Origin of the sequence: Clostridium muellerianum (assembly GCF_012926525.1) — a bacterium.
GTDB classification, from domain to species: domain Bacteria; phylum Bacillota; class Clostridia; order Clostridiales; family Clostridiaceae; genus Clostridium_AM; species Clostridium_AM muellerianum.
Genome location: NZ_JABBNI010000009.1, coordinates 23,470 through 48,555, shown reverse-complemented (window position 1 = coordinate 48,555; position 25,086 = coordinate 23,470). Strand labels below are relative to the sequence as shown.

Below are 25,086 nucleotides of genomic sequence, written 5' to 3'. Positions count from 1 at the left end.
ATATTATATCAAGTATATAAAATTTAATTTACTCAACTTTCGCATTTTGCTTATTATATTAAGTTTAAATTTTGTATGTGCGAATGTTGAGTAATTTATGTAATGTATAACTGCTGGATAAAATATGGATTCGTATAAACAGAAAAGGTGGTTGAAATGAAAAAACTATCCATAAAAGAATTGTTTATTAAAGAAAAAACAAATAGAATAATTACTTTTATTTTAACATTTATATTTATTTATTCTGTATTAGCGACTTCAGTAGTTACAAAAAAGTATAGCTTAAAGGAAGGCGATATTGCTAGAGTAGATATAAAAGCTCCAAGGGAAGTTAAAGATGAATTATCTACACAAGCAAGGATACAGCAAGCTTTAGATTCTGTACCTATACAGTATAATAAAAAGACAGAAATTAAAACAGAAACTGTGAGTAAAATAAATTCGTTTTTTTCAAAGATAGTGCAAATAAAAGATTCACCGGGTGAAGAAAAAGATAAGCTTCAAAAGCTAAAAAGTAATGCAGACATAAGTTTATCTGATGATGATTACTTAACTTTGTTAAAGTTAAGTAAGGATGATTTAAAAATCGTTCAGGATTTTATAGCTAAAACTATGTCTGATATATATGATAATAATAATATAAGTGATAATAGTCAAAAAGATAATCAGGAAGACATTAAAAAAGCACAAGAAAGTATACAACTAAAAGTAAATGGATCAAAAATTCCTAAATATTTGAAAGACACAGCAGCTAGTTTGGGATATGGGCTAATTACTCCTAATTTTTTCTATGATAAAGATAAAACTGAAGAATTAAAAAAGGACGCAATGAAGAAAGTTGCTCCTGTTATGATAAAAAAGGATCAAATAATAGTAAAAGAGGGAGAGCCAGTTACAAAGTATCAAGTAGAAATATTAAAAAACTTAGGGCTTTTAAATAATAATTATAATTCTGAATGGTACATATATATTTGTTTAGGTATACTGATTTTATTAATAATGTTTTTACAATGGTTTTATCTTTATAAATACCATAACAATATATACAGCGACGTAAATAAGCTTATAATGATAAATATATTGAACTGTATAGCTATACTTTTAGCGAGAAGCTTATCTGTAATTTCACCGTTTTTGATACCGCTGGCATGTATACCTATGATTTTCACGCTTTTAGTAAATTATAAAGTTTCTTTAGCTATAAGTACATTGAACTGTGTTCTTATAAGTGGAGCTGTAGAATTTAATACAGAAATAACAATATTAGCATTAGTAAATGTTGTTATTGGAGCTGTAATATTAAAAAAAATGCAACAAAGAAATGACATTTTATATTCATCTATATATATTTCTGTTATGAATGTTATTTTAACATTTTCCATGGGATTCTTGTTAAGTAATAGTGCAGCAGATGTTACTCAAAAAGCTTTGCTTGCGTGTATTGGAAGTATATTATCAGGCATACTTACAATAGGGCTTCTTCCGTTTTTTGAGAATATTTTTGATATAATAACTACTATAAAATTACTAGAAATATCGAATCCTAACCATCCTTTATTAAAAAGGTTATTGATGGAGGCACCAGGAAGCTATCATCACAGCATTTTAGTAGGGAATCTTGCAGAGGTAGCAGCAGAAGAAGTAGGTGGAAATCCTGTTCTTGCAAGAGTAGCGGCTTATTATCATGATGTTGGAAAGATAAAAAGACCGTATTTTTTTAAAGAAAATCAGTTAGGAAATGATAATCCGCATAATAAGATTACTCCTAATTTAAGCACTCTCATAATTACTTCACATGTAAAAGATGGGGTGGAGCTTGCAAAGCAATATAAGATTCCAAAGGCTGTAAGGGATATAATAGAACAACATCATGGAACATCTCTTGTAAAATATTTTTATATAACAATGAAAAATTCAAGTGAAAGACCTGAAGATATTAAAGAGGAAGATTTTAGATATGCTGGACCTGTACCTGATACAAAGGAAGGTGCTATAATAATGCTAGCTGATGCTGTAGAAGCTGCAGTGAGATCTATAAATGAGCCTACTAAGGGTAAAATTGAGGAAATGGTAAATAAAATTATAAAAGATAGATTAAATGAAGGACAGCTAGATAATTGTAATCTTACTTTAAAAGACATAAATAAAATAAGAAAATCTTTTTTAAAGGTTCTTACGGGAATATATCATCAAAGAATAGAATATCCTGAAGATAAATGGGCAAATAGATAAGGAGTGTAAATATGATTTTTATAGACAATAGACAAGATAAAATACAAATTACAGAGGAATTAGAAAAAAATATAGCAGATATTATTGAATATGCATTAAAGGAGGAAAAAGTTAATGTACCCTGCGAAGTAAGTGTAGTATTTGTGGATAATGAAAAAATAAATGAAATAAATTTAGAGAATAGAAATATTGACAAGGTTACAGATGTACTTTCTTTTCCAATGTTAGATTATGAAAAAGGAAAAGTATTTAAAGATGTTTATAAAGATTTTATTTTCCCTGATATTGATTTAGATGAAGGAAGTTTAGTTTTAGGAGATATAGCTCTTTCTCTTGAAAAAGCAAAAGAGCAGAGTATAGAATTTAATCATTCTTTTATTAGAGAAGTGGTTTACCTTACTATACATTCAGTACTCCATTTATTGGGATATGACCATATGGAAGAAAGTGAAAAAAAAGTTATGAGAAAAAGAGAGGAAGAAATACTTGAAGAGTTTAATTTAACTAGATAATACCTATAAAGAAAGTAGAGTGAAATTATGAAAAAAGTAAAAAAATTACTTGACAGTTTCAATTATGCTATAGAGGGGATTATATATGCAGTTAGAACTCAAAGAAATATGAAAATACATATGATTTCAGCACTACTAGTTTTAACTGCCTGCTTTTTTTATGATTTAACTAAAATAGAACTGTTGGCCATAACAATAACCATAAGTATGGTAATTATGGCCGAACTTATGAATACAGCTATAGAATTTGCAGTGGATGCTACTACTAACTATTACCACCCATTAGTCAAATTAGCTAAGAATGTGGCAGCAGGTGGAGTATTAGTAGCAGCTATAAATGCTGTAGTGGTAGGATACATAATATTTTGGGATAAATTAAAGTACATAAATTTTATATTAATAATGAAAGTAAAAAGTACTAGTCCCTATGTGATTTTTATAATACTAGCTATTGTAAGTATAACTACCTTAGTGATAAAAGCTATTTTCGGAGAAGGAACACCTCTTAAGGGTGGAATGCCCAGTGGCCACAGTGCCATTGCTTTTTCAATAGCTACAACTATAGCACTTATTACCGGGCAATTAGCAGTAGTAGTTCTAAGTTACATATTAGCTTTTATAGTTGCTCAAAGTAGAGTAGACTCAGAAGTCCATTCTGTAATAGAAGTTATTGCAGGTGGAATTTTCGGAACCTTAATTACTGTGTTGCTATTTAGAATATTCGGATAAATATAGCTAATTGTTTGATAATGCGGTTATAAATGAAATAAAAACATTGCAATGAATGAAGATAATGCTATAATTTATTTACAACTTACTTATATTAAGAAGATTTGCAGAAATAAGGAGAGAATATATGTTTAAATCAGGATTTATAACAATAATAGGAAGACCTAATGTGGGAAAATCAACATTATTAAATTCAATAATGGGAGAAAAGTTATCCATTGTTTCTTGTAAGCCGCAAACAACAAGGAATAACATACAAACTATACTTACAGAAAAAGATTTTCAACTTGTGTTTGTTGATACTCCTGGTATTCACAAACCTAAGCATAAGCTTGGTGAATATATGGTGAAAATAGCACAAGATTCAATAAAAGAAGTAGATCTAATACTGTTCCTTACAAATCCAGAAGAGGAAATTGGAAGAGGTGACATGTATATACTTGAGCAATTAAAGGAGTATGATGTGCCAGTATTTTTAGTTTTAAATAAAATTGATGAAAACACTCAAGAAAGAGTTGCAATGTCTTTAGATAATTATTCAAAGGCATTTAGTTTTTCAGAGATTATACCTATTTCGGCATTAAAAGGGAAAAATGTAGATGAGTTAAAAAAACTTATGGTAGAGTATATGCCAGAGGGACCTAAATACTATCCAGAAGATATGATTACAGATCAACAGGAGAGATTTGTTGTAGCAGAGACTATAAGAGAAAAAGCATTAAGATTGCTTTCACAAGAGGTTCCACATGGTACAGCTGTAGAAATTATATCTATGAAAAAAAATGAAAAAGGTACCTTTCATATAGATGCTACTATATTATGTGAAAAAGATTCACATAAAGGTATAATAATAGGTAAAAATGGAGCTATGTTAAAAAAGATATCAACTTATGCTAGACAGGATATAGAAAAATTTTTAGGAGCTAAGGTTAATCTTAAACTCTGGGTTAAAGTAAAAAAAGAATGGAGAGATAGTTCTAGCATTTTAAAGGAACTTGGATATAAATAAATTATAATATTAAGGGATATAATATTATCAGTAATGTATAGTTAATCTATCTGTACATTAAAAAAGCCTATAAGATATGTACTGTAAACTATCAAGGAGGTGGTTTTCTGTCCATATTTAAAACTAGAGCTGTAGTTATAAAAACTCAAGATATAAAAGAGTCAGATAAGCTTGTCTGGTTATTTAGTGAGAAACTAGGGAAAATATCAACTATTGCGAAAGGTTCAAAGAAAAGTAGTAATAAGTTATTTACAAATACACTACAATTTTGTTATGGAGATTATGTAGTTTATAAAGGAAAGAGTTTATATGTGATTAATGAAAGTTCAGTTATAGATTCATTTCAAGAACTACTTAATGATTTAGATACATTAACTTATGCATCTTATTTTTGTGAAATTATAGACATATCTATGCAGGATGAGGAAAGTAATAGAGATCTTTTTAAATTATTAATTACAGCTTTTTATCTTATAAAAAATAAAGCTGTTGATATAGAAATTTTAGCAAGAGCTTTTGAATTAAAGGTTTTGCAGGCTACAGGATATGGTTTTAATTTGGAACACTGCTGTATATGTAGAAAAAAAATAAATACTTCTAACTATGTTAGTTTTCAATATTCTGGAGGAGTTTGTAGTGATTGTGAAAAAATCAATGGTTTAAATGTAAGCTATGCAGCATATAATGCCATTAAGTATTTATTTAAAATTCCTCTTGAAAATGTACATAGGGTTAACCTATCAAAAGAAATAAAGTATGAGATTTACAAAGTACTATCACAATTTATTGGTCAAAGCTATTTTAGAAAACCTAAAAGTTTAGATATACTTAATTATTTAGAAAACTTTAAACAGAATGAAGTCTAAGCCATATAATAATAGTAAACTATTAAAAAGGAGTGGAAATGATGAGTGAAATTACATTAGAAAAAATTGACATTATAAGAGAACGAACAGAAGTCAGCTATACAGAAGCTAAGGAAGCTTTAGAAGTTTGTGAGGGAAATGTAGTTGACGCATTAATATATATTGAGCAAAATAAGAAATCAACTATGAATGATATATATACATCAAAGGATGAATTCTTAAACTGGATAAAGGATCTGGTAAAGAGGGGAAACATAAATAGAATAAAAATAAAAAAGGATGATAGAGTAGTTGTTGATATTCCAGTTAATGCAGGTATTGCAGCAACTTTAACGGTACTAATATGGCCACCATTAATTGCCATAGGAATATTAACAGCAGTAGTAACTAAAGTTACTATAGAAATTACTAAGGACGATGGATCTATAGAGATAATAAACAAAGTTATAAAAACGAATGTAAAAGATACAATGCATGATATGAAGGATAAAGTATTTGATGCGGCGAATACTGTAAAAGAGAAATTTTCAAGTAATAATCAAAATAAAGAAGAAGAAAATACTTTTAGTTACACTGTAAAGTTTGAAGATGTAAAAAATGATGATAAAAAAGAGTGAAGCTGAAAGATAATCAAGAAGTCAGCGAATAAAATTTTAATTGCTGACTTTTTATTGCAGCATAAAATTGATACAAAATATTCATTAAATGTTTATTAATGATATTATATGAAAATTAATGGAATTTAGAGAAAAATCAAATTAATATACAATATTTAATAAATTTAAAGTAAAAAATTGAAAGCTATATAGTACTTATTGTTATATAATGTTATAATAATAAGTGTACATAATACACTTAAGTTGAACAAAGCTTCTTTAACTAAATTTTTATTTAAAAGTTAAGGATAAAGAGGGAGGGTGAACACTATTAAATTATCACCGAGGCAAGAACAAATAATAAAATTAGTAAAAGAAAATGAGCCTATAACAAGCGAAAAGCTAGCATCTAAATTAAGTGTTACAAGGGCGGCACTAAGACCAGATTTGGCAGTGCTAACTATGACAAGTATTTTAGAAGCAAAGCCAAAGGTGGGATATATATATTCACAAAAGCCTTCTCATAGTTTAGTATATGATTATATAAGAAATATCAAGGTACAGGATATAATGTCTAAGCCTGTAGTAGTAGATGAAAACACAACAGTGTATGATGCTATAGTGCATTTGTTTTTAAATGATGTAGGAACATTGTTTATAGAAAACAATGGAATACTTACTGGAGCTGTTTCAAGAAAAGATTTTCTTAAGATAGCTATGGGAGGTACAGACATGCATAAAGTACCTGTAGGCATAATAATGACTAGAATGCCCAATATTGTATTTGTTGAAAAAGATGATAATGCATACTTATCAGCACATAAAATAATGGAGCATGAGGTGGATAGTTTGCCTGTAGTGGAAAAATCCTATAATGGTGCAAAAGAAGTACTCAGAATCATTGGTAAAGTTTCTAAAACTAATATAACAAGATTGTTTGTAAAAATGGGGGAAAATGGATAAAATATAATTGTTGAGTAAATGGATAAACATCCATTTAACATATACAAAAATAGAAAAACAATCGAAGGGGATGTTACTTATGGAAAGCAAAAAATACGTGTATCTTTTTAATGAAGGTAACGCTGCTATGAGGAATTTGTTAGGTGGTAAGGGGGCCAATCTAGCAGAAATGACAAACTTGGGGATACCTGTTCCACAGGGATTTACGGTATCAACTGAAGCATGCACTAAATACTATGAGGATGGAAGAAAGTTAAATGACAATATAATTGCTCAGGTTTATGAAGCATTGAGTGTTATGGAAGAAAAAACAAATAAAAAGTTTGGTAATGTTGAAAATCCTTTATTAGTCTCAGTAAGATCAGGGGCTAGGGTTTCCATGCCAGGCATGATGGATACAATTTTAAACTTAGGATTAAATGATGATACAGTAGAAGGCGTAAGCAAATTAACTAATAATGAAAGATTTGCTTATGATTCTTACAGAAGATTTATACAAATGTTTTCAGATGTAGTTATGGGGATTGAAAAAAGAAAATTTGAAGATGTATTAGATAAAGCTAAAGAAAATAAAGGAGCTAAGTTTGATACAGATTTAAGTGCCTCAGACTTAAAGGATGTAGTTAAAAATTTTAAGGCTATATATCAAAAAGAGATGGGAAGACCGTTTCCACAGGATCCTAAAGAACAGTTAATTGAGGCTATAACTGCAGTATTTAGATCATGGGATAATCCAAGAGCTAATGTATACAGAAGATTGAATGATATACCGGGAGATTGGGGCACTGCTGTAAATGTACAGTCTATGGTATTTGGTAATATGGGAGAAACATCAGGAACAGGTGTTGCATTCACAAGAAACCCAGCTACTGGTGAAAAACTTATATTTGGAGAATATTTAATTAATGCACAGGGTGAAGATGTTGTTGCTGGAATAAGAACACCTCAGCCAATTGCTAAATTAAAAGAAGATTTACCAGAATGTTATGATCAGTTTATGAACATAGCACAAAGACTAGAAAACCATTACAAAGACATGCAGGATATGGAATTTACTATAGAGCAAGGAAAGTTATATTTCTTACAAACAAGAAATGGTAAAAGAACAGCTCAAGCTGCATTAAAAGTAGCTGTAGATATGGTTAATGAGGGATTAATTACAAAACAGGAAGCTTTATTAAAAGTTGATCCTAAACAACTTGATGCACTTTTACATCCCAACTTTGATCAAGTAGAAATGAAGAATGCTAGAGTAATAGCTAAAGGATTACCAGCATCACCAGGAGCTGCTTGTGGTAAGGTTTACTTTACAGCAGAAGAAGCTAAACAGCATCATGAACAGGGAGAAAAAGTTGTACTTGTAAGATTAGAAACTTCACCTGAAGATATAGAAGGAATGGTTGCATCTGAAGGAATACTTACAGCTAGAGGTGGAATGACTTCACATGCAGCAGTAGTAGCAAGAGGTATGGGTACTTGCTGTGTAGCTGGTTGTGGTGATATAAGAATAAACGAAAAGAATGGAACTTTTGAGGTAGGTGGAGATGTTTACCATAAAGGAGACTACATATCACTAGATGGTAGTACAGGTAATGTATATGGTCAGGCAATTAAAACAGTAGAACCAGAAATAAGTGGTTATTTCGAAACATTTATGAACTGGGCAGATGAAATAAGATCATTAAAAGTTAGAACTAATGCAGATACTCCAAGAGATGCGATGCATGCAGTTAAGTTTGGAGCACAGGGAATAGGTCTATGCAGAACAGAGCATATGTTCTTTGATGAGGATAGAATACCAGCAGTTAGAGAAATGATAATTTCAAAAACTGAAGAACAAAGAAGAAAAGCTTTAGCTAAGATATTGCCAATGCAAAAAGAGGACTTTATAGGAATTTATGAAGCTATGGAAGGAAGACCAGTAACTATAAGATTCTTAGATCCACCACTACATGAATTTTTACCTTCTGATGATGAGGACATTAAAGATTTAGCTAAAGAAATGGGATTAGGTTTTGAAGATTTGAAGGCTACTGTTGAATCCTTACATGAATTTAATCCAATGATGGGACACAGAGGTTGCAGACTTACAGTATCTTATCCTGAAATAGCAGAAATGCAGACAAGAGCAGTAATAGAAGCAGCTCTAGATGTTAAAAAGAGAAAGAAATTTGACATAATCCCTGAAATAATGATTCCACTTGTAGGAGAGGTTAAAGAATTAAAATATGTAAAAGATACAGTTGTAAAAGTTGCTGATGAAATAATAGCTGAATCAGGTATTGAAATGAAATATTTAGTAGGTACTATGATAGAGATACCAAGAGCTGCTATTACAGCTGATGAAATAGCTAAGGAAGCTGAATTCTTCTCATTTGGAACAAATGATTTAACTCAGATGACATTTGGTTTCTCAAGAGATGATGCAGGTAAATTCTTAGGAGATTACTATGATAAAAAAGTATATGAGTTTGATCCATTCCAAAAATTAGATCAAGATGGAGTTGGTAAACTTGTTAAAATGGCTGTAGAGCTTGGAAGGTCTACACGAAAAGACATTCATCTTGGAATATGCGGCGAACATGGAGGAGATCCATCTTCTGTTGAATTCTGTCATAACGTTGGACTTGATTATGTATCATGTTCACCATTTAGAGTTCCAGTAGCAAGACTTGCTGCAGCACAGGCTCAAATTAAAAATCCAAGAAAATAAAGTAAAAAAGCCAATGTTATAAGTATAGTTTAAAAATTTTTATAAAATGCGCATTTGAGACTATGGATATTATAGAAAATATAAAGTATTGCAATTTAAATTGTTATTGATTTAGATTGCAATACTTTTTTATATATAATTTTATTGTTAGTGTCCAATAAGTTAAGAATAGTTAACATTTTTACTCTTTTTACTTTGAATGTAATTTTTAGGTGCATTTTTGTAGTAGAAAAAACTATTAAACTTGATCAATGCACAAAGTTCAACATTTATGGTCGTTTGTTTTCTTTTTTTTATGAATATTAAATAGTCTTTATAATTATTAATTACTTTCATATCTAATTTCAAAATCTTTTCATCAATGCTATTATAGTACCAATTAATAAATTTTTGTATACATCTTGAATATGTTTTAATTGTACTAGAACTTTTATGTTCTTTATATAATAGATAGTTTTCAAATTTTTCTAACACTTATATTACCTCCATTGTGAACAAATCGTACATGCCCAAGCAAGCATTACTTTTTAAAATTTCAGTTACTTTTATTTAACACATCTTCTTTATAAATTTATTTGTAAAGGTCATACCGGTAATACCAGTTGCTTGGTTGAAGTTAGTTTATCACTTTTTGTAGTATTTTGCAATAAATAAAAAAAATATGTATTGCAATGTAATAAAAAAAGTGGTAGACTAGCATTAATTTGCTATTGGTATGACCGGTATAACCACTAGTGTGCAAAATTTACATATAGATAGAGAGGTGATTTAGTTGAAATATTTAATTCAATTAATGATTATTTTAACTACATATTTTATAGGACAATTACTACAAACATTATTCCATTTACCAATTCCGGGCACTGTCATTGGGTTGATTTTACTTTTCCTTGCATTACAAATAGGAATTATTAAAGTTGAAATGATTGAGGACGTATGTGAATTTTTGATATCAAATATGTCATTTTTATTTATTCCTGCTGGGGTAGGTTTAATGAATGCATTTGGAGTGTTAAAGGGAAAATGGATAGTATTCATAATTATTTTGATTGTTTCAACCATAGTGTTTTGGTTAATAACAGCTTATACAGTAAAATTTTTAAGAAAGGTGAATTCACATGAATGATATTATTAATTCTCCATTATTTGGTGTACTAATTTCGCTAATTGCTTATACAATAGGAGTTTATATAAATAAAATAACAAAACTTTCAATCCTTAATCCTTTACTAATTGCTATGATAATATTAATTTTTTTCCTAACAAAATTTCATATAAAATACGAAGCTTTTAATAGTGGAGGTCAACTTATATCGTTTTTTTTGTATCCTGCAACAGTTGCATTAGCTTTACCTATGTATAAAAAGTTCACTTTATTTAAAGAAAATGCTTTACCTATAATCATAGGAATTTTGTGTGGTAATGTATGTGGGATTTCTTGTATAATTTTACTTTGCAAATTCTTTAATTTATCTGATTTAATAATAAAATCTTTAATGCCTAAATCTATTACTACACCAATAGGTATGGCTTTATCAAAACAGTTAGGTGGACTACAATCAATTACTGTGGTAGCAATTATACTTACTGGTGTACTTGGATCAATTATTGGGCCTTATTTATATTCAATTTTTAAAATTAATGATAGAGTTGCAATGGGAATTGCTATGGGTGCTTCTTCTCATGCAGTTGGTACTGCAAAAGCTATGGAAATTGGAGAAACTGAGGGAGCAATGAGTGGTTTGACTATGGCACTTTCAGGAATTATTACTGTTTTTTTAGCTCCTATTATGTGGAATCTGTTTTTTTTGATTATTAAATAATTCTACTTAATAAATGGAAATGCTTGTTGAAATAATTGAAGAAATTTATAATGATAAGATAAAAAATTAAAAGTATCTTATTTTTGGAGGAAATTTTGAATGCTTAATACAACAAAAACTACAAGAGTATATGAAAAGGTAATAGAAAACATTAAAGGTTTAATAGAAAAAGGTGAACTGAGATGTGGAGATAAACTACCTTCTGAAAGAGAGTTGTGTGAACAACTTAATGTGAGCAGAACATCGGTAAGAGAAGCTTTAAGGGTTTTGGAAATATTAGGGATTATTAAGTGTAAAATAGGTGAAGGAAATTTTATAAAGGATAGTTTTGAAGATAGTTTGCTTGAACCACTTTCTATGGCGTTTATGCTTCATGGAAGTAAAACAGATGAAATTTTAGATTTGAGAAAATTTACTGAACCTGGAATGGCAGCATTAGCGGCGAAAAACATAAATGATGAACAGCTTCAAGAAATAGAAGAGCTATTCAATTTATTAAATAGTACAGAGAGTGAAGAGAAATGTGCAGAATTAGATAAGAAAATGCACTATAAAATTGTTCAGGCATCAGGAAACTATTTAGTTTCTAATATGATGTTTGCAGCATCAACTTTAGTAGAAACATATATTGAAGATGTATTAACCAACATGTTTCGAAACGCAGAAAATAGAAATGTAGTAAAAAAACAGCATGAAGATATAATTCAGGCTATAAAAAATCATGATTCTGTTGGTGCATCTATGGCTATGCTAAAGCATTTAGAATATACAGATGGTTATATTAGTAAAACAATTAAAAAATAAATAATGCTCAAAAATAAAAGTGTTGTTTATGAAATAAGATGGGGGAAATAATTATGATTAACACTGTAAAAAGAGAAAGGCTAGACCATGAGTTAATAAGCAAAATAGAACAAATTTTTAGTAATACTAATAAAAACTTTAATATGAAATTTTGGAATGGAGAAAGTATAAAGTATTCCGATAAAGCTGACTTTACATTAAGCTTTAATGATAGGGAAGAGTTCAATAGATTATTAATGCATCCTGACATTATAGCATTTGCAGAGGCATATATGAATAAAAGCTTTGATATTGAAGGAGATATATTTTCAGCTATACAATTGAAGGAAGAACTTGAGAATTTAGAAGTATCAGGAAAGGATAAAGTGTCTATATTCTTAAAGACAGCGTCCTTACCAAAATTAAATATGCATACAAAAGAAAAAGATAAAGAAAATATTTCTCATCATTATGATATATCAAATGATTTCTATAGATTATTTTTGGGACCTAGTATGGTTTATTCTTGTGCATATTTTAGAGACGAAAATGAAGATATAACAACAGCTGAAGAAAATAAATTGGATCACATATGTAGGAAGTTAAGATTGAAGGCAGGAGAAAAGTTTCTAGATGTCGGATGTGGCTGGGGATCAATGATTATATGGGCAGCAAAGCATTATGGAGTTGAAGCGCATGGTGTAACAATAAGTGAAGAACAATATAAGTATGTATGTGATAGAATTAAAAAAGAAGGTATACAGGATAAATGTTTTGTTGAATTAAAAGATTACCGTGATATAGAAGGAAATGAAGTATATGATAAGATAGTAAGTATTGGAATGTTTGAACATGTAGGAACAAAAAACCTTCCAGAGTATTTTAAAATTATGAACAGGTTACTAAAAAGTGATGGTTTATTTTTGAATCATGGTATCACAAAATCAAAAAACTATAAAGTTGCAAAGGATGAATCCGAATTCATTGAAAAGTATATTTTTCCTGGTGGAGAATTGAACAGTATAAGCTATGTTCAAGATATTATGGAACAGGAAAATTTTGAAGTTTATGATGTTGAATGTTTAAGAGAGCATTATTTTAAAACCTTAAGATGTTGGGTTAATAATTTACAAGCTAATAAGGATATGGCAATAAAAGCAGCTTCAGAGCTAGTATATAGAACATGGTTGCTTTATATGACAGGATGTGCATTAAATTTTAAAGGTGGATCTATTTCAGTATATCAGGTGCTTTTAGGAAAAGAACAAAAAATGTCAGGTTTCAATATTCCGTTAACTAGAGAATACATGTATAAAGATATTTAAAAATTTCTTATGAAGATGATAAGTACTTTAATATTCATAAAGTATATTTTGATATAGGCATTTTTAAAAATATAAACTAAGAAACAGAAACTAAGTGATAACTATTATTCTTGGAGAAAGAATAGAGGAGTTAAAAGGTTAACAGTTAATTAGGTTTTGTACCATGAATATACCGAAAGGAGTGAGTACAAATATGAAGGAAGATAAAGATATACCGGAAGTTGGAAGTTCTATTGGCAGATTGTTGAGTTCAATTGATAATTTACTACGGGATGAGAAAGAAAGAAAGTTTAGAATTAAATTAGGAAATAAAATAAAAGACTGTATCTTTACTGACGAGATTATGAATGAGTTAAATGAAAGTGATTTTTCAGGATTAGTTGATGAGGAAGAAGAAATAGTATTCCTTTTTTCTACGGTATTTCCTGTATTTGTAGAGAAGAATGATGTTACATTTAGATTATATAGACATAAAATTGAGGTTGATTTATCCGATGAAATGAGAGATAGATATATTTATATATTTTCTGATGGCAGGCTTACATCAGGATTGTTTGAAAGTTTTAGACTTTATGATGATGAATATGTTTATGGAATAAAACGAATAATTAATGTAATTCCGCTCCTCAAAAATGCAATTAAACAAGCGTTAACTAATTTCGAAAAAAATGGGAAACGTCGTGAAGAAAAAATACGACATTTTAAAAATAAGGGCATAATAGCTAAAAAGAATTTCGACGAACTGTCTGAGATGTTAAAAAAGAATATTTAAGTTTAGATTTTGACACATACTATTAAATAAGATAGAAGATATGTAAATGCCTTATATAAAAGAGTGTAAGTTTATATTAATGGTTAAGAAAAGTGTTCCATAATAGTGAAAATTAGAATTTACATATTAGCATTGCAGTAGTACAAGCTGAAATTAAAAATCCAGGAAAGTAAAAAATTTAACTGCTGGCTTTTATAAGTCAGCAGTTTTTATTATGTTATTTTGATTTTAAATTTATTTTCAATATACTTACCAAAATTTAATACAAAATTTAGTTGGCTAACATCAAGTTCTAAAGAATTCTTTAACAAATAAAAAAAGGAATTATGGTTGCACTTTCCCATGTTGTTGTAATAATCTCTAGACAATTTCCAGTATTTTTGTGGAAAGCATAAATATGAAAGGATGTATTTATAATCATCTATGTTTAGTGGATGTGTTTTGTCATACAAATTTAAACATTCAACAGCAAGTTCTAAATTCCAATTAGTATTGCTTCTTCTCAGTAATCTTCTGAGAAAATAGGATATATCATGACAGCAATAATCCATACTACATTTATCAAAATCGATTACCCAGACATTATTATCATTATCAAAAATTATATTTTTATTTACATAATCTAGGTGGCATAATGATTTGCTAAGGTTTTCTATGCACATAGTAGATGCTGTCTTCAATGAGAGTTCACCAAGCAAAGAATTAACCTTAAAGTGTTCTAGAAACAATTTTGAAAATTTATCTTTGTATTTTAGGGCCAGGTTAGAAGAATATAAAATTTGTTCAAAATGCTTTGTGATAGATTTTGGAAAATTTTCATAGCCTTCTTTAATGTTGCTTCCAGTTATGGAAACAAAATTTTTTCCTACTTCATGCATTAAGGATAGATTATTTATAGAGGAGATAACATGTTGCTTATTATCATAGTCGCATTTAATTCCCTCCACCCATGGAGTTAGTATGAATAACATATTATTAAAATCAACAAATCTGCTATTATTAGTAGTAGGAAGAATTCTTGGAACACTTATATTATTTCTAAAAAACCACTCAACAGCAGAGTATACAAAGAGTAGATCTTCCTTTGAAAAATAAACCTTTTTTAAACAATAATATTTATCTAAATAATTTACTTTATAAACAGCTCTTTGTTTATCTGTATTTTTAAATTTAACTCGTTCTACCTGTGCCTGATGAAGGTTATATTGGGGAAGTACATATTTCTGTACAGTTTCTTCGGATAATAGGTTTATATTATACTCTTTAACAGGATAAGACATTGTTAATAACACTCCTTAAAAAGCTATCTCCATATAATAATATTAAAAAACTTTTTACAATATACATTAGCGTAAAAAAAAAGGAATTTTTATATAAAATATAGAATTAAATTAAAAGGTGATTTATATGATTGTAAGAGAAAAAATTGAAAAAATTGAAAATTTGAGTCTAATAAAAGAAGCAACATTTTCATCAAATTCTAAGGGAAGAAAAATTCGTGAAAGGAAGGATGAAATAAGAACTTGTTTTATGGTAGATAGAGATAGAATAGTTCATTGCAAATCATTTAGAAGGCTTAAGCATAAAACTCAAGTTTATATCAAAACCTGGGGAGATCATTACAGAACAAGGCTTACTCATACTTTAGAAGTTTGCCAAATCGCCAAAACTATAGGCAAAGGAATAGGGCTTAATGAAGACCTAATTGAAGCCATTGCTATAGGACATGATATAGGTCACGTAGCTTTTGCCCATAATGGAGAAGAAGTTCTAAATAGGCTACTTCCAGGAGGGTTTAAACACAATGAACATAGTGTTAGAGTGTTAACTAAATTAGAAAACCAGGGAAGAGGTATGAACCTTACAGAGGAAGTTTTGGATGGTATACTTAAGCACAGTGGATTTTCTAATTCAGCATCAAAAGCGTTTACCTTAGAAGGACAAGTTGTAAGGTTTAGTGATAAAATAGCTTATGTAAATCATGATATAGACGATTCTATAAGAGCAAAATTATTAAAAGAATCTGAATTACCAAAGGATTTAATTGAGGTATTAGGAAAAACTCATGGTAAAAGGGTAGATACATTAGTAAAAGATTGTATATATTCTTCTATAAATAATATAAACAATGGAATAATAGAAATAGCTTTAAGTGAACATATAGGAAAAGCATTAATTAAGCTTAGAGAATTCATGTTTGAAAAAATTTATAAAGGTTCTGTACTTAAAACAGAAAGAGATAAGGCAAAATTTGTATTAGAACAAGTTTTTAATTATTTCTTGAAAAATCCAGATAAAATGCCATCATTCTACAGAACTATCGTAGAAAATGAGGGCTTATACAGGGGAACAGCAGATTATATAGCGGGAATGAGTGATGATTACTGTTTACTACTTTTTAATAGTATATATGTACCTAAAATTGTTATTTACTAAGGAATAATTTTCAGTATCAAATGGGTAAAATAACAATTGAATTATTATAAGCTTTAAATATGTAATTTATTTAAATTATGCATATTCCTTGAAGGAAATTTAATATTTATAAAGAATATATATATATTATCTAGGTATTGAAAAGAAAAAAATATTTAATTTTGTAGAAGGAATATAGTAATTTATGTCGAATATATTTATTTCTGAGTACATATGGAAAGTGGTTAGGTAATCAGTAAAGCATTATATTTTAAGGAACTTATTTCATTAAAAGTGAAGTTCCATATAATAAAATAAGATGGGTGGTAGGATTTATTGATATCTGAAGATGTCATCCAAAGGGTAAAAGAAGAAAATGATATAGTGGATGTTATATCTGAAAGTGTAAAGTTAAAAAGGGCAGGTAGAAATTATTCAGGATTATGTCCTTTTCATCATGAAAAAACCCCATCCTTTAGTGTATCTGTGGATAAGCAAATATATAAATGCTTTGGATGTGGAGAGGCGGGTAATGTAATAACCTTTGTTATGAAGACAAAAAATCTTACATTTCCTGAAGCAGTAAGGTTATTAGCAGATAGGGCGAATATAAATATTGAAACGGATGAAAATAATACACGTAAAGATGTTTTTAAACAATTATACAAACTTAATGTAGATTCTGCAAGATATTTTTTTAATTGTTTAAGGGAAAATAATAGTGCAAAGCAATATTTGCTAAATAGGGGTATAACAGAAAAAACTATAAGAAGTTTTGGACTTGGATATTCAACTAACAGTTGGAATGGATTGTTAAATCACTTAAAAGGCAAAGGATATAGTGAGCTGGATATGATTTCAGATGGACTTATAATTAAAAGTCAAAAAGGTTCTCATTATGATAGGTTCAGAAATAGAATTATTTTCCCAGTTTTTGATTATAGAGGTAGAGTTATTGGATTTGGGGGCAGAGTTATGGATGATTCCAAGCCCAAGTATTTAAATTCACCAGAAACTGCTCTATTTAAAAAGGGAGTAAATCTTTATGGACTAAACTTTGCTGTAAAAAACAATAAAGAAGGAATGTTAATTATAGTTGAAGGTTATATGGATTGTATATCACTGCACCAATATGGAATAACTAATGCAGTGGCTTCTTTAGGAACAGCTTTAACAATAAATCAGGCAAAACTAATAAAGAAATATGCAGATAAAGCGATAATATCATATGATGCTGATAGTGCAGGACAGATGGCTACAATGAGAGGTCTTGAAATATTAAAAAGTGTAGGCCTTGATGTTAGAGTATTAACAGTTCCAGAGGGAAAAGACCCAGATGAATTCATAAGAAATAATGGAAAAGAAGCTTTTATGAAACTTATAAAAGAAGCCTTTCCGTTGGTAGACTATAGGATAAAAAAAATTAAAGACAGTGTTAACTTTAATAATTCAGAAGGGGTTATTAAGTATGCAGAACAAGCTCTCGAAATCATATCCGATTTAGATGCTATAGAAAAAGAAATATATATTAAAAAGTTATCGGAAGAAACAGGGATTAGAGATCAAGCTTTATATGACATGATTAACAGCAAAATTCAAAAAAATGTAAAAAAATCAGAAAATATGAATATAGATAATGATTTTGGACAAAAATTATATTTAGAACCTGCATATTTAAAAGCAGAAAGAGGACTTTTAAAAGTCATGGTTAAGAATTTGGAAGCATTTGAATATGTAACGGGAAATATACAAAAACAAGATTTAATATTAGAAAGTCATAGAAAAATATATGATTATATTGCTCAAAGTATGCAGTATGAAGAAGCAGAAAGAGAAAAACGCATAGAATTAAAATGTGATGATATAGATACTTCAAAGGAATGGGTAACCATTGCAAATACGGAATTTATATATAATAATGCTGAATATAAAAATATAGTTGATGACTATATAAAAGGAATTGAAAGGTTCAGATTAGAAGACTCTAAAAGACAAATAATAAATAGAATAAAGCAATATGAGATAGATGGAAAACTTGAAGAATCTTTAAAATTAGCTCAAGAGCTTATACAAATACAAAAAAAGATTGGTGGTATGTAGTGATGACTGATGGAGGAAAAAAGATGAAAGATAAAAGTGCAAAGATGCAAATAGTTAAAAAACTTATAGAAAAAGGTAAAAAATCAGGCACTTTAACTTACAAGGAAATAATGGATGAATTGGATGAAGTAGATTTAAGTCCTGAACAGATAGAAAAAATATATGAAGTTCTTGAATCTATGGGGATTGAAGTTGCAGGCGATATGCAGGAAGCTGAAGTAGATGAAAAAGATTTAGACTTATCTGTTCCAGAAGGTATAGCTATAGATGATCCAGTAAGGATGTATTTGAAGGAAATAGGTAAAGTACCTTTACTTTCATCAGAAGAAGAAATAAATTTAGCCCAGAGGATAGAGAACGGCGAACAAATGGCTAAAAAGAAATTAGCAGAAGCTAATTTAAGACTTGTTGTTAGTATTGCTAAAAGATATGTAGGAAGAGGTATGCTTTTCTTAGATTTAATACAGGAAGGTAACCTTGGACTTATAAAAGCAGTAGAAAAGTTTGACTATAGAAAAGGATATAAATTTAGTACCTATGCAACTTGGTGGATAAGGCAGGCAATTACAAGAGCTATAGCGGATCAAGCAAGAACTATAAGAATACCTGTACATATGGTTGAAACTATTAATAAATTAGTAAGGGTTTCAAGACAGTTACTTCAAGAACTAGGAAGAGAACCTCAACCAGAGGAAGTAGCTAAAATTATGGAAATGCCTGTAGATAAAGTAAGAGAAATAATGAAAATAGCACAGGAACCAGTATCCTTAGAAACTCCAATAGGTGAAGAAGAAGACAGTCATCTTGGTGATTTTATCCCTGATGATGAAGCACCAGCACCAGCAGAAGCAGCAGCATTTACTATGCTTAAAGAGCAGCTTATAAATGTTCTTGATACTTTAACACCAAGAGAAGAAAAAGTATTAAGACTTAGATTTGGTTTGGATGATGGAAGAGCTAGAACTCTTGAGGAAGTTGGAAAAGAATTCAATGTAACAAGAGAAAGAATAAGACAAATAGAAGCAAAAGCTTTAAGAAAATTAAGGCATCCAAGTAGAAGTAAAAAATTAAAGGATTATTTAGATTAAAGCACCCTAATATAGGTGCTTTTGTCATATGCTAAACCTCGGTATACTTTGAAAAATTATGTTATAATATATAGAGAGGTGATGAAGTGCAAGTTTATAAATCAATTAAAGGAACTGGAGTATATCATATTTTAGGTATAACTATATTGTATGATGCATTACTGGTAGCGCTGCTGTTTTTGGTAAATTCATACGAAGTACTGACTATATTTAGAATTGCTATTTTGGTTTTTAATATCTATCAATTATATTATATATTGATATGTAGTTCTTTAAAGTATTCTATGGATGAGGAAAATGTATATATTTCAAGTGCGCTAAAACTTAAAAATATAAAAATACCTTTTGAATCCATACAAGGATATCAAAAAGCTGAGGGTCATATAAGAGGTATTAAACTTTCAGGATATGGTAAGAATCATTTTGGTATTGGAAGAGCAGTAATTGAAAAGATAGGTAGTACGTATATGTTTATTACTTCAACTAAAAATATAATTTATTTAAAAACAGATGATATAAACTACGGATTATCTCCTGAAGATTTACATGAATTTGAAAGAAATTTAAATAACAACAATATAAACTGTATAAATTGGGAATACAGGATAAATAAAAACGTGAATTTGTACAAGGATAAAAAATTTTTCATTCCATTTAGTATAGTAGCAATATTAGTTCTTATCATTACTTTGAATCCAATAGCATTATATTTTTTAAATAAGCTTCCGGCAATGATGCCTTTAAACTTTAATTCACAATTTGTAGCTATAAAATTTGGCACAGCGAAACAGTTTGCATTTAAACAAATGGTTTATGGTTTACTTAACATGGCAGTATTATTTTGTATGTATAATGCAGGGTACCTTTGTGCTAGATATGATAAAAAATCTGCATATAAGTTTATTTATGTACCTTTAATTTTATCATTAATTTTTCTTATTATGCAGACTAGAATTTTACTTACATTTAGATAAATAGAATGGAGAGCATATATAATGGAACTAAGTTTAAGACTTAAAACAATAGCAAGTATGGTAGATAGATGTAATTGTACTGCTGATATAGGTACAGATCATGGTTATGTACCTATAGAATTAATAAAAAGTGGCACCTGCAGCAAGGTTATTGCTTCTGATATAAATAAGGGACCGGTGAAAAAAGCTAACTTAAATGTAATTCTAGAAGATTTACAGGATAAAATAGAGTGTAGATTAGGACCAGGGTTAAATACTATAAAAGCTCATGAAGTTCAGGGAATTATTATTGCCGGAATGGGAGGAAACTTAATTAGAGACATTATAGAAGAAGGGTTAGATGTTTTTAAAGAGTGTGAATTTTCAATACTTCAGCCAGTACAAAATCCTGAAATTCTAAGAGAATATATATATAAAAGTGGATATAATATTATTGATGAGGAATTATGTATTGACGAAAATAAATTTTATGAGATAATAAAAATAAAATATGACAATAAAGTTGGAAAAATTGATAGCATTTTTTACGAAGTAGGTAAAGCATTAATAGATAAAAAACATCCACTTGTATCTGAATTTATAAAATTTAAGATGGCAAAATATAATAAAATATTAAATAATATAAAAGATGATACAAAATTAGCTAACGATAGAAAAGTCGATATTAAAATCAAAATCCAAAAGCTAGAGGAGCTGCTAAAATGTCTTTAAAGGTAAAGGATATTGATAGAATAATAGAACAATACGCCCCATCAAAATTCAAAGAGGATTATGATAATGTGGGTCTTATGGTAGGGGATATGGAATGTGAAGTAACATCTATACTTGTGGCATTAGACTGCACTTTAGATGTTATTAACGAAGCAAAAGAAAAAGAATGTAATTTTATATTAACCCATCATCCATTGATTTTTAAAAAACCGATGAATATAACTAAGGATACACTATTAGGGAAAAAAATTATAGAACTCATAAAAAATGATATAAATGTTTATTCAAGTCACACTAACCTTGATTCTATAAAGGGAGGCGTTAATGATACTATAATGCAGCTTTTAAATTTTCATGACTATAATACTATTGAACTTTCTAAAAGAAGGTCAGAAGATGATAAGGTTTCAGGTATAGGAAGAATTGCAGCGCTAAAAGAAGCTATTACACTTGATGAAATGTGCAGTAGAGTGAAGAAATGCTTAAATGCTCCTTTTATAAGATATGCAGGGAATGAAAATAAAAAAATAAAAAAAGTTGCAGTTATAAATGGCAGTGGACAAAGCTATTTTAACGAAGCTAAGAAATTAGGTGCAGATTGTATAATTACAGGTGACACTACATATCATTATGTTAGTGATTTTAAAGAAGAAAATATAGCTGTTATTGATGCTGGGCATTTTGATACAGAATGGCCTGCTGTATTGGTATTAGCTGAATACTTTAAAAATCAAATAGAGCTTAAGGGTTACAAAAATTCTGTTTTTATGTCAGAGTCTAATAAAAATCCTTATAAATGTAAATAGAAGTGGGTATTTAATGTGCTCATTTCTATTTTTATTTTAAAACCATTCTACCAATTTATTAAATAGGAGGCAAAAAATGAGTTTATTACAACAGCTTATTGAAATTCAGGAAAATAAAAAGGTTATTTTGGAGTGTAGTAATACAATTAAAAACAGCCAATATACTAATAATTTGAAAAATCTTAAGAAAGAATTTGATTTAGCTAAGGTTCAATTTAAAAATAAAGAAGATGAAATAACAAAAGTAAGAGAGAAATATCAAACTGTAAATAACAATATTAATAATGATAAAAAAGAGTTAGAAAAAATTAAATTTGAACTTTATAATGATGCAGGAAGTGATTTGAAATTAATAGATGTATTACAGAAACAGTTTGATACAAAGAAGGATGGCTTAGAATCATTAGATAATGAGGGCTTAAAGTTATTAGAAGTAGAAGAAAAATTGTGCGCGGAAAAAGAAAACTTAAGGATTAAACTTTCTAACTTAAAAAATGATTTTTACACATATAAAAGTACAGAAAGTGAAAAAATTAATGTGGCAAAAGAAAATTTGAGAAAAGCAGAAGAGAATATTAAATCAATGGAAAAACTTATTCCAGAAGATATTTTAGAAATTTTTAATAAGATAAGCAGTTCAAAAGGTACAGGTGCGGCAGAATTAAAAGATCATGTATGTTTAGGATGTAGGGTAAAGGTTTCATCTATGACTATAGATAGTGTAAAAAGAGAAGAGAAAATAGTATATTGCGATAACTGCGGAAGGATAATTTATTGTAATGCAGACTCAAAAAAATAATGCGAAGCAACTGTGAGTAACCGAAGAAACGTTAAGCTGTATTCCGGCTGATATATGTTGTGCAGAAACACAGATTAACGTTTCTTCTTAGCGCATTGCGTATAGCATATTTTTGAATAGTTAAATTCCTTTATGTACCATTAAAAGAAAAGTTTTTAATGTATGTTTAAATTTTTATTTGTAATTTTAATTTATGTGTGTTATTATAATATTCGTGAGTAAGCCAGACAATCGCTGCTGTAGGAATACAGGAGAGGAAAGTCCGAGCTCCATAGGACAGGGTGCTGGGTAATACCCAGTCAGGGCGACTTGAAGGAAAGTGCAACAGAGATATACCGCCATGTGTGTTTTCACACATGGTAAGGGTGGAAAGGCGAGGTAAGAGCTCACCAGCGCATTGGCGACTTTGCGGCTATGTAAACCCCATCTGGAGCAAGATCGAATAGGGAGGCATATAAGGGGTGGTCCGTCCCGCCTCCGGGTAGTATCGCTGGAGCCTATTAGTAATGATAGGCCTAGATAGATGATTGTCTAATACAGAACTCGGCTTATAGACTTGGTCACATATTTAAAACACTAGCTTTATGCTTGGTGTTTTTGTTTTTTTATAACACTTTTTACTATTATAGTATATTAAGTAGTTCGGTGACTTTTTTGATATTATTTTCATTTCAAGAAGACTACTTCCCTAAATTTTAAATCGAATTTTAATTCTAACTAAATTATATAACCATTGTATTTTACTACTAAAGTATTTAATTATTTGATTCTTATAAGTATGATAGCTATATAATTCAAGAGTTATTTAACATTTTTATAGGAAAAATATAAGAAAGGAAGTGAAGATTTAGTGGATTTGTGTATCTGTAATACACTTTTCAACTTATCGTAAGAGTATGAGTGGAGGTTTTTTAAAAAAAGAAAATATTATAGATATTTTATTTACAATTGTCGGAGGTATTCTGTGTTCAGTTGCAGTAAATATGTTTTTAGTTAAGGCTAAATTATTAGGTGGAGGAGTTACTGGTTTAGCATTAATATTTCAATATTTGCTTAAAGTTCCAGCAGGATATATGATATTTCTTTTAAATGTTCCCTTATTTATAATAAGTATGAAAAGTATGAACAGGAAGTTTACGATATATTCACTAGTAGGAATAGTGACTTTTTCTCTGTCATTAATATTAACTAGACCTATATCCAATATTCTTCAAATAAACGATGAACTTCTTTATTGTTTATATGGTGGTGTTATCAATGGAATCGGAGGAGGAATTGTATTTGCACATAACAGTTCTCTTGGCGGATTTGATATTATTTGTATTTTGATTAAAAAGAAGTATTCTAATCTTGATCTAGGTAAAATATCCTTTGGTATAAATTTAGTAATAGTATGTTTTGGTGCAATGGTGTTCGGATTACCTAGTGCTTTATATACACTTATAGCAATGTATACAACTACTTCTGTTATTGATTATGTAATAAAGGGATTAAATAGAACAAAGACTATCTTTATAATTACTGAAAAAGAAGAAGAGATATCTGGGGTTATACTAAAAAAACTTGGTAGAGGAGTTACATATTTATATGGAGAAGGGGCTTATACTAAAGATCATAAGAAAATACTTTATTGTATTGTACCATCGCCTCAGTTACCAGAGCTTAAAAGGATAGTAATTGATATTGATAATAAGGCGTTTATATCTATTTTAGATGCTTCTGAAATCCATGGTAGAGGTTTTACGAAAACTTTATAAAAAGCTCTGTTGAAGGATATACATGAAAAATTTACATAAAATCAAAACCATACATTAAGTAGAAAAATAAATTTCTACATATGTATGGTTTTTATTTATAAAAATTTATAGGT

Annotated in this window: 23 protein-coding genes and 1 other RNA gene; 22 read left to right on the top strand and 2 right to left on the bottom strand. The window is 29.1% G+C overall.

The window, feature by feature from the left end:
- Nucleotides 1-156 precede the first annotated feature (156 nt).
- The 8 genes from HBE96_RS04410 to ppdK all read left to right on the top strand — a co-directional run bounded on the left by HBE96_RS04410 (nt 157) and on the right by ppdK (nt 9,620).
- Nucleotides 157-2,232: an HD family phosphohydrolase gene (locus tag HBE96_RS04410; RefSeq protein WP_169296550.1), complete on the top strand. Its 2,076-nt coding sequence runs from the start codon at nt 157-159 to the stop codon at nt 2,230-2,232.
- Nucleotides 2,233-2,243: 11 nt separating this feature from the next.
- Nucleotides 2,244-2,744, top strand: a complete 501-nt coding sequence (gene ybeY / locus HBE96_RS04405; protein WP_169296549.1) for an rRNA maturation RNase YbeY — start codon at nt 2,244-2,246, stop codon at nt 2,742-2,744.
- Between the two features lie 27 nt (nt 2,745-2,771).
- Entirely contained in the window at nt 2,772-3,473 is a 702-nt protein-coding gene (locus tag HBE96_RS04400; RefSeq protein ID WP_169296548.1) for a diacylglycerol kinase, read from the top strand.
- Between the two features lie 127 nt (nt 3,474-3,600).
- Nucleotides 3,601-4,482, top strand: coding sequence for a GTPase Era (gene era / locus HBE96_RS04395; protein ID WP_169296547.1), 882 nt, complete (start codon nt 3,601-3,603; stop codon nt 4,480-4,482).
- A 74-nt stretch (nt 4,483-4,556) separates the two neighbouring features.
- Nucleotides 4,557-5,348, top strand: a complete 792-nt coding sequence (recO, locus tag HBE96_RS04390) for a DNA repair protein RecO (RefSeq protein WP_169296625.1) — start codon at nt 4,557-4,559, stop codon at nt 5,346-5,348.
- A 41-nt stretch (nt 5,349-5,389) separates the two neighbouring features.
- Nucleotides 5,390-5,965 carry a DUF4342 domain-containing protein gene (locus HBE96_RS04385; RefSeq protein ID WP_169296546.1) on the top strand — a complete coding sequence of 192 codons (576 nt, stop codon included), beginning with the start codon at nt 5,390-5,392 and terminating at the stop codon, nt 5,963-5,965.
- 300 nt (nt 5,966-6,265) lie between these two features.
- Nucleotides 6,266-6,907 (top strand): transcriptional regulator CcpN, encoded by a 642-nt coding sequence (gene ccpN, locus HBE96_RS04380; protein WP_169296545.1) that lies wholly within the window; start codon nt 6,266-6,268, stop codon nt 6,905-6,907.
- Between the two features lie 79 nt (nt 6,908-6,986).
- Complete coding sequence (ppdK, locus tag HBE96_RS04375) at nt 6,987-9,620, top strand: pyruvate, phosphate dikinase (RefSeq protein ID WP_169296544.1); 2,634 nt, start codon at nt 6,987-6,989, stop codon at nt 9,618-9,620.
- 162 nt (nt 9,621-9,782) lie between these two features.
- Here the strand turns inward: ppdK and HBE96_RS04370 are convergent, their stop codons facing one another.
- Nucleotides 9,783-10,094, bottom strand: coding sequence for a phage integrase N-terminal SAM-like domain-containing protein (locus HBE96_RS04370; protein ID WP_169296543.1), 312 nt, complete (start codon nt 10,092-10,094; stop codon nt 9,783-9,785).
- Nucleotides 10,095-10,392: 298 nt separating this feature from the next.
- Here HBE96_RS04370 and HBE96_RS04365 point away from each other — a divergent pair, with 298 nt between their 5' ends.
- From HBE96_RS04365 to HBE96_RS04345, 5 genes are all read left to right on the top strand, one after another.
- Nucleotides 10,393-10,746, top strand: coding sequence for a CidA/LrgA family protein (locus tag HBE96_RS04365; protein WP_169296542.1), 354 nt, complete (start codon nt 10,393-10,395; stop codon nt 10,744-10,746).
- Nucleotides 10,739-11,443 carry an LrgB family protein gene (locus HBE96_RS04360; protein ID WP_169296541.1) on the top strand — a complete coding sequence of 235 codons (705 nt, stop codon included), beginning with the start codon at nt 10,739-10,741 and terminating at the stop codon, nt 11,441-11,443. The genes HBE96_RS04365 and HBE96_RS04360 overlap by 8 nt, the downstream gene beginning before the upstream one ends.
- Before the next feature lie 99 nt (nt 11,444-11,542).
- Nucleotides 11,543-12,247 carry a FadR/GntR family transcriptional regulator gene (locus HBE96_RS04355; protein WP_169296540.1) on the top strand — a complete coding sequence of 235 codons (705 nt, stop codon included), beginning with the start codon at nt 11,543-11,545 and terminating at the stop codon, nt 12,245-12,247.
- A gap of 53 nt (nt 12,248-12,300) precedes the next feature.
- Nucleotides 12,301-13,551: an SAM-dependent methyltransferase gene (locus HBE96_RS04350; protein ID WP_169296539.1), complete on the top strand. Its 1,251-nt coding sequence runs from the start codon at nt 12,301-12,303 to the stop codon at nt 13,549-13,551.
- Nucleotides 13,552-13,744: 193 nt separating this feature from the next.
- Entirely contained in the window at nt 13,745-14,323 is a 579-nt protein-coding gene (locus HBE96_RS04345) for a hypothetical protein (RefSeq protein WP_169296624.1), read from the top strand.
- Between the two features lie 212 nt (nt 14,324-14,535).
- Here HBE96_RS04345 and HBE96_RS04340 read toward each other — a convergent pair whose 3' ends face one another.
- Nucleotides 14,536-15,603 carry a CotS family spore coat protein gene (locus tag HBE96_RS04340; protein WP_169296538.1) on the bottom strand — a complete coding sequence of 356 codons (1,068 nt, stop codon included), beginning with the start codon at nt 15,601-15,603 and terminating at the stop codon, nt 14,536-14,538.
- A gap of 127 nt (nt 15,604-15,730) precedes the next feature.
- On the opposite strand from HBE96_RS04340, the gene HBE96_RS04335 reads away from it, so the two are divergent.
- The 9 genes from HBE96_RS04335 (at nt 15,731) to HBE96_RS04295 (ending at nt 24,973) form a co-directional block, all read left to right on the top strand.
- Nucleotides 15,731-16,759, top strand: a complete 1,029-nt coding sequence (locus HBE96_RS04335; RefSeq protein ID WP_169296537.1) for a deoxyguanosinetriphosphate triphosphohydrolase — start codon at nt 15,731-15,733, stop codon at nt 16,757-16,759.
- 315 nt (nt 16,760-17,074) lie between these two features.
- Nucleotides 17,075-18,838, top strand: coding sequence for a DNA primase (gene dnaG / locus HBE96_RS04330; protein ID WP_169296536.1), 1,764 nt, complete (start codon nt 17,075-17,077; stop codon nt 18,836-18,838).
- A 23-nt stretch (nt 18,839-18,861) separates the two neighbouring features.
- Complete coding sequence (gene rpoD, locus HBE96_RS04325) at nt 18,862-19,926, top strand: RNA polymerase sigma factor RpoD (protein WP_169296535.1); 1,065 nt, start codon at nt 18,862-18,864, stop codon at nt 19,924-19,926.
- 86 nt (nt 19,927-20,012) lie between these two features.
- The gene (locus HBE96_RS04320) at nt 20,013-20,900 is read left to right on the top strand and encodes a PH domain-containing protein (RefSeq protein WP_169296534.1); all 888 of its coding nucleotides are present in this window, start codon (nt 20,013-20,015) and stop codon (nt 20,898-20,900) included.
- A gap of 21 nt (nt 20,901-20,921) precedes the next feature.
- Nucleotides 20,922-21,611 (top strand): tRNA (adenine(22)-N(1))-methyltransferase, encoded by a 690-nt coding sequence (locus HBE96_RS04315; protein ID WP_169296533.1) that lies wholly within the window; start codon nt 20,922-20,924, stop codon nt 21,609-21,611.
- Nucleotides 21,602-22,417 (top strand): Nif3-like dinuclear metal center hexameric protein, encoded by an 816-nt coding sequence (locus HBE96_RS04310; RefSeq protein WP_169296532.1) that lies wholly within the window; start codon nt 21,602-21,604, stop codon nt 22,415-22,417. Before HBE96_RS04315 ends, HBE96_RS04310 begins: the two co-directional genes overlap by 10 nt.
- Before the next feature lie 76 nt (nt 22,418-22,493).
- Nucleotides 22,494-23,216, top strand: a complete 723-nt coding sequence (locus HBE96_RS04305; RefSeq protein ID WP_169296531.1) for a zinc ribbon domain-containing protein — start codon at nt 22,494-22,496, stop codon at nt 23,214-23,216.
- Nucleotides 23,217-23,431: 215 nt separating this feature from the next.
- Nucleotides 23,432-23,783: RNase P RNA component class A (gene rnpB, locus HBE96_RS04300), an RNA gene on the top strand.
- 329 nt (nt 23,784-24,112) lie between these two features.
- Complete coding sequence (locus tag HBE96_RS04295; RefSeq protein WP_169296530.1) at nt 24,113-24,973, top strand: YitT family protein; 861 nt, start codon at nt 24,113-24,115, stop codon at nt 24,971-24,973.
- Nucleotides 24,974-25,086 lie beyond the last annotated feature (113 nt).

Excerpts from the sequence above, each read along its gene's own strand:
- HBE96_RS04305 (WP_169296531.1), top strand. The coding sequence starts at position 22,494 with ATGAGTTTATTACAACAGCTTATTGAAATTCAGGAAAATAAAAAGGTT.
- HBE96_RS04295 (WP_169296530.1), top strand. The coding sequence starts at position 24,113 with ATGAGTGGAGGTTTTTTAAAAAAAGAAAATATTATAGATATTTTATTT.
- HBE96_RS04340 (WP_169296538.1), bottom strand. The coding sequence starts at position 15,603 with ATGTCTTATCCTGTTAAAGAGTATAATATAAACCTATTATCCGAAGAA.
- HBE96_RS04345 (WP_169296624.1), top strand. The coding sequence starts at position 13,745 with ATGAAGGAAGATAAAGATATACCGGAAGTTGGAAGTTCTATTGGCAGA.
- HBE96_RS04335 (WP_169296537.1), top strand. The coding sequence starts at position 15,731 with ATGATTGTAAGAGAAAAAATTGAAAAAATTGAAAATTTGAGTCTAATA.
- HBE96_RS04385 (WP_169296546.1), top strand. The coding sequence starts at position 5,390 with ATGAGTGAAATTACATTAGAAAAAATTGACATTATAAGAGAACGAACA.
- HBE96_RS04310 (WP_169296532.1), top strand. The coding sequence starts at position 21,602 with ATGTCTTTAAAGGTAAAGGATATTGATAGAATAATAGAACAATACGCC.
- HBE96_RS04400 (WP_169296548.1), top strand. The coding sequence starts at position 2,772 with ATGAAAAAAGTAAAAAAATTACTTGACAGTTTCAATTATGCTATAGAG.
- era (WP_169296547.1), top strand. The coding sequence starts at position 3,601 with ATGTTTAAATCAGGATTTATAACAATAATAGGAAGACCTAATGTGGGA.
- HBE96_RS04360 (WP_169296541.1), top strand. The coding sequence starts at position 10,739 with ATGAATGATATTATTAATTCTCCATTATTTGGTGTACTAATTTCGCTA.
- HBE96_RS04315 (WP_169296533.1), top strand. The coding sequence starts at position 20,922 with ATGGAACTAAGTTTAAGACTTAAAACAATAGCAAGTATGGTAGATAGA.
- HBE96_RS04410 (WP_169296550.1), top strand. The coding sequence starts at position 157 with ATGAAAAAACTATCCATAAAAGAATTGTTTATTAAAGAAAAAACAAAT.
- HBE96_RS04355 (WP_169296540.1), top strand. The coding sequence starts at position 11,543 with ATGCTTAATACAACAAAAACTACAAGAGTATATGAAAAGGTAATAGAA.
- ppdK (WP_169296544.1), top strand. The coding sequence starts at position 6,987 with ATGGAAAGCAAAAAATACGTGTATCTTTTTAATGAAGGTAACGCTGCT.
- rpoD (WP_169296535.1), top strand. The coding sequence starts at position 18,862 with ATGAAAGATAAAAGTGCAAAGATGCAAATAGTTAAAAAACTTATAGAA.
- ybeY (WP_169296549.1), top strand. The coding sequence starts at position 2,244 with ATGATTTTTATAGACAATAGACAAGATAAAATACAAATTACAGAGGAA.
- HBE96_RS04350 (WP_169296539.1), top strand. The coding sequence starts at position 12,301 with ATGATTAACACTGTAAAAAGAGAAAGGCTAGACCATGAGTTAATAAGC.